Annotated in this window: 1 protein-coding gene; it reads left to right on the plus strand. The window is 57.0% G+C overall.

The window, feature by feature from the left end:
- Nucleotides 1-274 (plus strand): hypothetical protein (locus EOA86_RS41090; protein WP_245497526.1); only part of this gene is annotated, 274 nt, incomplete at its 5' end.
- Nucleotides 275-393: the final 119 nt, after the last annotated feature.

Below are 393 nucleotides of genomic sequence, written 5' to 3' on the forward strand. Positions count from 1 at the left end.
TCTCATGGGAACCGATACCCCTGATCGCTCGGCCAGTTCCGATTTGCGTCGTGGCTCGGGCCGGCGCTCTGAATTCGCGATGATGCACGTTCATGCAACCACCGCCATGTCTTTGCGTTTAACCGCCTTCAATCCTGCGGAGCGACAAAATGACGGCATTCATCCCGATTACAATCTACCTGAATCACAGGCCGATGGTGGTCGCGTCGATAGCCGACGCTGCGAAAGCGCTTCAGCAACCATGGCCATTCATGGACAAGCCGTCCCGACTTGAAGCAATCCGAATGATCGAGGAATGCCTGGCCGGTCATTGCAGTCACCAAGCTGCGTTCGCCGCTTTCGAGGCGGCTGCAACTGCACAGGGACTGCTTAAGCAGAAGCCTCCAAGCGAAG

The sequence above is a fragment of the Mesorhizobium sp. M5C.F.Ca.IN.020.32.2.1 genome, assembly GCF_004023105.1.
GTDB lineage: Bacteria > Pseudomonadota > Alphaproteobacteria > Rhizobiales > Rhizobiaceae > Mesorhizobium > Mesorhizobium wenxiniae.